Origin of the sequence: Herbaspirillum sp. YR522 (assembly GCF_000282575.1) — a bacterium.
GTDB lineage: Bacteria > Pseudomonadota > Gammaproteobacteria > Burkholderiales > Burkholderiaceae_D > Herbaspirillum.
In genome coordinates this window covers 43946-50210 of the sequence record NZ_AKJA01000034.1, presented here as the reverse complement: position 1 = coordinate 50210, position 6265 = coordinate 43946, and the positions used below count along the sequence as shown (strand labels likewise).

The 6265-nt window shown below is 56.1% G+C and carries 13 protein-coding genes; all 13 read left to right on the top strand.

Going from position 1 to position 6265, the window contains the following annotated elements; translation table 11 throughout:
• Positions 1 to 102: 102 nt before the first annotated feature.
• Positions 103 to 420, top strand: coding sequence for a 30S ribosomal protein S10 (gene rpsJ / locus PMI40_RS05995; RefSeq protein ID WP_008113175.1), 318 nt, complete (start codon positions 103 to 105; stop codon positions 418 to 420).
• Between the two features lie 160 nt (positions 421 to 580).
• Positions 581 to 1252, top strand: coding sequence for a 50S ribosomal protein L3 (gene rplC, locus PMI40_RS05990; protein WP_193365675.1), 672 nt, complete (start codon positions 581 to 583; stop codon positions 1250 to 1252).
• Between the two features lie 2 nt (positions 1253 to 1254).
• On the top strand, positions 1255 to 1875 hold the full coding sequence (rplD, locus tag PMI40_RS05985) for a 50S ribosomal protein L4 (protein WP_008113173.1): 621 nt from the start codon (positions 1255 to 1257) through the stop codon (positions 1873 to 1875).
• Positions 1872 to 2189, top strand: a complete 318-nt coding sequence (gene rplW / locus PMI40_RS05980) for a 50S ribosomal protein L23 (protein ID WP_008113172.1) — start codon at positions 1872 to 1874, stop codon at positions 2187 to 2189. The genes rplD and rplW overlap by 4 nt, the downstream gene beginning before the upstream one ends.
• Complete coding sequence (rplB, locus tag PMI40_RS05975; protein ID WP_008113171.1) at positions 2189 to 3016, top strand: 50S ribosomal protein L2; 828 nt, start codon at positions 2189 to 2191, stop codon at positions 3014 to 3016. Before rplW ends, rplB begins: the two co-directional genes overlap by 1 nt.
• A gap of 10 nt (positions 3017 to 3026) precedes the next feature.
• Positions 3027 to 3302, top strand: coding sequence for a 30S ribosomal protein S19 (gene rpsS / locus PMI40_RS05970; RefSeq protein ID WP_008113170.1), 276 nt, complete (start codon positions 3027 to 3029; stop codon positions 3300 to 3302).
• A gap of 6 nt (positions 3303 to 3308) precedes the next feature.
• Complete coding sequence (rplV, locus tag PMI40_RS05965) at positions 3309 to 3641, top strand: 50S ribosomal protein L22 (protein ID WP_193365674.1); 333 nt, start codon at positions 3309 to 3311, stop codon at positions 3639 to 3641.
• A gap of 9 nt (positions 3642 to 3650) precedes the next feature.
• Positions 3651 to 4478, top strand: coding sequence for a 30S ribosomal protein S3 (rpsC, locus tag PMI40_RS05960; RefSeq protein ID WP_008113165.1), 828 nt, complete (start codon positions 3651 to 3653; stop codon positions 4476 to 4478).
• A 2-nt stretch (positions 4479 to 4480) separates the two neighbouring features.
• Complete coding sequence (gene rplP, locus PMI40_RS05955; protein WP_008113163.1) at positions 4481 to 4900, top strand: 50S ribosomal protein L16; 420 nt, start codon at positions 4481 to 4483, stop codon at positions 4898 to 4900.
• A gap of 13 nt (positions 4901 to 4913) precedes the next feature.
• Positions 4914 to 5108: a 50S ribosomal protein L29 gene (gene rpmC / locus PMI40_RS05950; RefSeq protein ID WP_008113161.1), complete on the top strand. Its 195-nt coding sequence runs from the start codon at positions 4914 to 4916 to the stop codon at positions 5106 to 5108.
• On the top strand, positions 5105 to 5377 hold the full coding sequence (gene rpsQ, locus PMI40_RS05945; protein ID WP_008113159.1) for a 30S ribosomal protein S17: 273 nt from the start codon (positions 5105 to 5107) through the stop codon (positions 5375 to 5377). The genes rpmC and rpsQ overlap by 4 nt, the downstream gene beginning before the upstream one ends.
• Before the next feature lie 191 nt (positions 5378 to 5568).
• Positions 5569 to 5937, top strand: a complete 369-nt coding sequence (gene rplN / locus PMI40_RS05940; protein ID WP_006464924.1) for a 50S ribosomal protein L14 — start codon at positions 5569 to 5571, stop codon at positions 5935 to 5937.
• A 9-nt stretch (positions 5938 to 5946) separates the two neighbouring features.
• Positions 5947 to 6261, top strand: a complete 315-nt coding sequence (gene rplX, locus PMI40_RS05935) for a 50S ribosomal protein L24 (protein WP_008113156.1) — start codon at positions 5947 to 5949, stop codon at positions 6259 to 6261.
• The last annotated feature ends 4 nt before the right edge of the window (positions 6262 to 6265 follow it).

Here is a 6265-nt window from a genome sequence, read left to right as displayed (position 1 = left end):
GTTGCAAAGATCATCGCCTAAGTTTCAAGCAGTAGATACAACGCAGTTTTTTACCATCGCCGGGGATGACCCCATCCCCGGTTCGTTCTTTTAAGGAAAATCATGTCGGCTCCTAGTCAAAAAATCCGTATCCGTCTGAAAGCATTCGACTATCGTCTGATCGACCAGTCCGCACTGGAAATCGTCGACACCGCCAAGCGTACCGGCGCCGTCGTCAAGGGCCCGGTTCCGCTGCCGACCCGTATCCAGCGTTTCGACGTGCTGCGTTCCCCGCACGTCAACAAGACTTCGCGCGACCAGTTCGAAATCCGTACCCATCAACGCCTGATGGATATCGTCGATCCGACCGACAAGACGGTTGACGCATTGATGAAGCTGGATCTGCCTGCTGGCGTGGACGTCGAGATCAAGCTGCAATAAGGTCTGACACCCGGCAGTAATCTGTTGGAAAGGCGCACAACCCCGGTTGTGCGCTGTTTTTTTTCGGGCTATAATGCTCGGCTTCGATGTGGATTTTGCGCCTGCAAGGTCCACAATTATTGGTAGTACGAACATCAGCCCCGCCCAATCGCAGGCGGGAATGGAGAAAACAATGAGCCTGGGCCTTGTTGGTCGCAAGGTTGGTATGATGCGCATCTTCACGGAAGATGGGGATTCGATCCCTGTGACCGTGCTGGACGTGTCCAACAACCGCGTGACACAAATCAAAACGCCTGAAGTGGATGGTTATTCCGCTGTTCAGGTGACCTTCGGTCAACGTCGCGCTTCCCGCGTGACCAAAGCCGCTGCCGGTCACTACGCCAAAGCTGGCGTCGAAGCTGGTACCGTTCTGAAAGAATTCCGTGTTGACGCCGCCAAGGCTGCCGAATTGAAGGCAGGCGAAGTGGTTGGCATCGTCGGTCTGTTCGAAGCTGGTCAGAAAGTGGACGTCCAGGGCGTCTCGATCGGTAAGGGCTACGCCGGTACCATCAAGCGTTACAACTTCGCATCGGGTCGCGCGACCCACGGTAACTCCCGCTCGCACAACGTTCCTGGCTCCATCGGTATGGCGCAGGATCCGGGCCGCGTGTTTCCGGGCAAGCGCATGACTGGTCACATGGGTGACGTCACCACTACCGTGCAAAACCTGGAAATCGCTCGCGTTGACGCTGAGCGCCAGTTGTTGCTGGTCAAGGGTGCTGTTCCTGGTGCCAAGAACGGTCAAGTGATCGTTTCTCCGGCAGTCAAAGTCAAAGCGAAGAAGGGAGCCTAATAATGGATCTGAAGCTCCTGAATGACCAAGGTCAAGCTGCTTCGAACGTCGCCGCACCGGATACTATTTTCGGTCGTGATTACAACGAAGCCCTGATTCACCAGGTCGTGGTTGCTTACCAAGCCAATGCTCGCAGCGGCAACCGCAAGCAAAAAGACCGTGAAGAAGTCCATCACACAACCAAGAAGCCTTGGCGTCAAAAGGGTACTGGCCGCGCACGTGCCGGTATGTCCTCGTCGCCGTTGTGGCGCGGTGGTGGTCGTATTTTCCCGAACTCGCCAGACGAGAACTTCTCCCACAAGGTCAACAAGAAGATGTATCGCGCAGGTGTCTGCTCGATCCTGTCTCAGTTGGCACGTGAAGGCCGCCTGTCGGTGGTCGAGAACTTCGCTGTTGAAGCGCCGAAGACCAAGTTGCTGTCCCAGAAGCTCAAGAGCATGGGTCTGGACTCGGTTCTGGTGATCACCGACAGCCTGGACGAAAACCTGCTGCTGGCCTCCCGCAATCTGCCGGGCGTGCTGGTGGTCGAGCCACATCAAGCCGATCCTGTGTCGCTGGTGTTCTACAAGAGCATCCTGGTGACCAAGGCCGCGCTGGCCAAGATTGAGGAGTTGCTGGCATGAACGCAATCGTGAAATTTAGCGAAGAGCGCCTGATGAAGGTGCTGCTGGCGCCGGTCATCTCTGAAAAGGCAACCTTCGTGGCCGAGAAGAACGAGCAAGTCGTTTTTCTGGTGACCAAGGACGCTACCAAGCTGGAAGTCAAGGCTGCCGTCGAACTGCTGTTCAAGGTGGAAGTTGAGTCGGTCCAGGTAGCAAACCGCCAGGGTAAGCAGAAGCGTTCGGGTCGTACCGCCGGTCGCCGCAACCATACCCGTCGCGCGTTCGTCAGCCTGAAGCCGGGTCAAGAGATCAACTTCACCGAGGAGGCTAAATAATGGCACTCGTAAAAGTTAAACCGACCTCGCCCGGCCGGCGCGGTATGGTCAAGGTCGTTAATCCCGACCTGTACAAGGGCCGTCCGCTGGCGTCGTTGATCGAAAAGAAGTCGAAGACTGCTGGTCGTAACAACAACGGTCACATCACCACCCGTCATATCGGCGGTGGTCACAAGCAGCATTACCGTGTTGTCGATTTCCGTCGCAACAAGGATGGTATCCCGGCCAAGGTCGAGCGTATCGAATATGACCCTAACCGTACTGCGCACATTGCTTTGCTGTGCTACGCGGACGGTGAGCGCAAGTACATCATTGCGCCCAAGGGCCTGTCGGTCGGTGACCAGCTGGTCAGCGGCTCGGAAGCGCCGATCAAGTCGGGTAACACCCTGCCGATCCGCAACATCCCGGTCGGTACCACCATCCACTGCGTGGAAATGCTGCCAGGCAAGGGCGCCCAGATCGCTCGTACCGCCGGCGCTGGTGTGGTCCTGATGGCGCGTGAAGGTACCTACGCCCAGGTTCGCCTGCGTTCGGGTGAAGTGCGTCGCGTGCACATCGAGTGCCGCGCCACCATCGGTGAAGTCGGTAACGGCGAACACAACCTGCGCAAGATCGGTAAGGCCGGTGCTACACGTTGGCGCGGTATCCGCCCGACCGTTCGTGGCGTGGTCATGAACCCGGTCGATCACCCGCACGGTGGTGGTGAAGGTAAGACTGCGGCTGGCCGTCATCCGGTCTCGCCGTGGGGTCAGCAGACCAAGGGCAAGAAGACTCGTAGCAACAAGCGTACGACTTCGATGATTGTCTCGCGTCGCGGCAAGAAATAAGGGATAAAACATGACACGTTCATTGAAAAAAGGTCCGTTCTGCGACGCGCATCTGGTGAAGAAGGTTGAAACCGCCCAGGCGATCAAGGACAAGAAGCCGATCAAGACCTGGTCGCGTCGTTCGACGATCATGCCAGACTTCATCGGTCTGACAATCGCGGTGCATAACGGCAAGCAACACGTGCCGGTCTATGTGTCGGAAAACATGGTTGGTCACAAGCTCGGCGAATTCGCGCTGACCCGTACGTTCAAGGGTCACGCCGCCGACAAGAAGGCTAAGAAATAAGGTCCTATGATGGAAACTAAAGCTATCCTGCGCGGTGTGCACCTGTCGGCTCAGAAGGGCCGTCTGGTTGCAGACCTGATCCGCGGTAAAAAAGTTGATCAAGCACTGAATATCTTGGCCTTCAGCCCCAAAAAGGGCGCGACCATCATCAAGAAGGTTCTGGAGTCCGCAATCGCGAACGCCGAACACAATGATGGTGCTGACATCGACGAACTGAAGATCAAGACCATTTATGTGGAAAAGGGTGCGGTCCTGAAGCGCTTCACAGCGCGCGCAAAGGGCCGTGGTGATCGTATTTCCAAGCAGTCGTGTCACATTTATGTGACCGTCGGAAACTAAGGAGTCACGATGGGACAGAAGATTCATCCAACCGGTTTCCGTCTGGCGGTTACACGTAACTGGGGCTCGCGTTGGTATGCAGGCAATGCAACATTTGCCGAAATGCTCAACGAAGACTTGAAGGTCCGTGCTTTCCTGAAGAAGAAGCTGAAGAACGCTTCCGTTGGCCGCGTCGTCATCGAGCGTCCAGCCAAGAACGCACGCATCACCATTTACAGCTCCCGTCCAGGTGTTGTGATAGGCAAGAAGGGCGAAGACATCGAAGTTCTGAAGTCGTCGCTGGCCAAGCTGATGGGCGTGCCCGTGCACGTCAACATCGAAGAAATCCGCAAGCCGGAAGCCGATGCCCAGCTGATCGCCGATTCGATCGCTCAACAGCTCGAAAAGCGCATCATGTTCCGTCGCGCCATGAAGCGCGCGATGCAAAATGCAATGCGCCTTGGCGCGCAGGGCATCAAGATCATGTCGTCGGGCCGTCTGAACGGTATCGAAATCGCACGTACCGAATGGTACCGTGAAGGTCGTGTGCCTCTGCACACCCTGCGCGCCGATATCGACTACGGTACTTCGGAAGCGGAAACCACCTACGGCATCATCGGTATCAAGGTGTGGGTCTACAAGGGCGATCGCCTGGCAAACGGCGAATCGCCGGTTCTGGTCGGCGAGCCTGAAGACGACAAGAAGCGTCGCGGCCCACGTCGTGACGACGGCAAGCCAGGTGCACGTCCTCGTTCGAAGACTGGCGCTCCAGGTGCCCCGGGCGCCGGCGCCAAGCGCGGGGGTGGTCGTCCTCAAGCTGCCGATGCCGGTGTGTCGGCTGAGAAAGCGGGAGAATAATCATGCTGCAACCAGCACGTAGAAAATATCGTAAAGAACAGAAGGGTCGTAACACTGGTATTTCGCACACCCGCGGAACAGCAGTGTCGTTCGGCGACTTTGGTCTGAAGGCAGTCGGCCGTGGCCGTCTGACCGCACGTCAGATCGAAGCTGCACGTCGTGCGATGACCCGTCACATCAAGCGCGGTGGTCGTATCTGGATCCGCGTTTTCCCGGACAAGCCGATCTCCCAGAAGCCTGCAGAAGTGCGTATGGGTAACGGTAAGGGTAATCCGGAGTACTACGTGGCTGAGATCCAGCCAGGTAAGGTACTGTACGAGATGGACGGTGTCGACGAGACTTTGGCGCGCGAGGCGTTCCGTTTGGCTGCTGCCAAATTGCCGCTGGCGACGACTTTTGTTGTTCGTCAAGTCGGTCAATAATTAGGAGCGGAATATGAAAGCATCGGAACTCCGCGGTAAGGACAAGGCTGCGCTGGACAAGGAACTGGGCGAGTTGTTGAAGGCCCAGTTCAGCCTGCGTATGCAAATTGCAACCCAGCAACTGAACAATACCGCACAGCTGAAGAAAGTACGTCGCGACATCGCGCGTGTGAAAACTGTGATCAACTCGAAGGATGGTCAACAATGAACGATCAAGTGAAACAAGCGCTCAAGCGCACGCTGATTGGCAAAGTTGTGTCCGACAAGATGGACAAGACAGTTACCGTCTTGATCGAACGTCACGTCAAGCACCCGCTGTACGGCAAGATCATCATGCGTACCAAGAAGTACCACGCACATGACGAGTCGAACACTGCCAAGGAAGGCGACGTCGTTGAAATCCAGGAAGGCCGTCCGGTCTCCAAGACCAAAGCCTGGACAGTGACACGCGTTGTACAGGAAGCACAAATCGTTTAAGTAGTTCTTGCGGGCTCGATATTATGCTGACATAATATCGAGCTCTGTCCTTGCTGCGCCACGCTTGCAAGGTGAGTAAAAAAGTAGCTTTATATTCGTCCCCTAACTAGCAGGTTCGCTTGCTAACAGGACCAAGACTGACCGAGTTTCGCATCGTGCGACCCGCGGATTAAGTTGGGAAAGAAAATATCATGATTCAAACTGAAAGCCGGCTCGAAGTGGCCGACAACACCGGTGCGCGCGAAGTTCTGTGCATCAAGGTCTTGGGTGGTTCCAAGCGCCGCTATGCGGGCATTGGCGATGTGATCAAGGTCACCGTCAAGAGCGCCGCTCCACGCGGTCGCGTCAAGAAGGGCGAGATTTACAACGCTGTCGTCGTTCGTACCGCCAAGGGCGTGCGTCGTCAAGATGGTTCGCTGGTCAAGTTCGATGGCAATGCAGCAGTGCTGCTGAACGCCAAGCTCGAGCCGATCGGTACCCGTATTTTTGGGCCGGTGACTCGTGAGCTGCGCACTGAGCGCTTCATGAAGATCGTTTCCCTGGCACCTGAAGTTCTGTAAGGAGTGGTCATGGCAAAGATTCGTAAAAACGATGAAGTCATCGTGTTGACCGGCAAAGACAAGGGCAAGCGCGGCGTCGTGAGTGCTTGCGTCAGCGCTGACTACGTTATCGTGGAAGGCGTCAACGTTGCTAAGAAAGCGACCCGTCCTAATCCGATGACAGGTGCAACTGGCGGCATCGTCGATAAGCTGATGCCAATTCACGTGTCGAATGTTGCGTTGTTCAACGCAGCTTCCGGCAAGGCAGATCGCGTGGCTTACAAGCAAGTGGACGGCAAGAAGGTCCGTGCTTACAAGTCCAGCGGCGAAGTCGTTAAGGTTTAATTAT

Bases quoted from the DNA above. Each gene is read 5' to 3' on its own strand.
- rpsJ (WP_008113175.1), top strand. From the start codon at position 103: ATGTCGGCTCCTAGTCAAAAAATCCGTATCCGTCTGAAAGCATTCGAC.
- rplC (WP_193365675.1), top strand. From the start codon at position 581: ATGGAGAAAACAATGAGCCTGGGCCTTGTTGGTCGCAAGGTTGGTATG.
- rplD (WP_008113173.1), top strand. From the start codon at position 1,255: ATGGATCTGAAGCTCCTGAATGACCAAGGTCAAGCTGCTTCGAACGTC.
- rplW (WP_008113172.1), top strand. From the start codon at position 1,872: ATGAACGCAATCGTGAAATTTAGCGAAGAGCGCCTGATGAAGGTGCTG.
- rplB (WP_008113171.1), top strand. From the start codon at position 2,189: ATGGCACTCGTAAAAGTTAAACCGACCTCGCCCGGCCGGCGCGGTATG.
- rpsS (WP_008113170.1), top strand. From the start codon at position 3,027: ATGACACGTTCATTGAAAAAAGGTCCGTTCTGCGACGCGCATCTGGTG.
- rplV (WP_193365674.1), top strand. From the start codon at position 3,309: ATGATGGAAACTAAAGCTATCCTGCGCGGTGTGCACCTGTCGGCTCAG.
- rpsC (WP_008113165.1), top strand. From the start codon at position 3,651: ATGGGACAGAAGATTCATCCAACCGGTTTCCGTCTGGCGGTTACACGT.
- rplP (WP_008113163.1), top strand. From the start codon at position 4,481: ATGCTGCAACCAGCACGTAGAAAATATCGTAAAGAACAGAAGGGTCGT.
- rpmC (WP_008113161.1), top strand. From the start codon at position 4,914: ATGAAAGCATCGGAACTCCGCGGTAAGGACAAGGCTGCGCTGGACAAG.
- rpsQ (WP_008113159.1), top strand. From the start codon at position 5,105: ATGAACGATCAAGTGAAACAAGCGCTCAAGCGCACGCTGATTGGCAAA.
- rplN (WP_006464924.1), top strand. From the start codon at position 5,569: ATGATTCAAACTGAAAGCCGGCTCGAAGTGGCCGACAACACCGGTGCG.
- rplX (WP_008113156.1), top strand. From the start codon at position 5,947: ATGGCAAAGATTCGTAAAAACGATGAAGTCATCGTGTTGACCGGCAAA.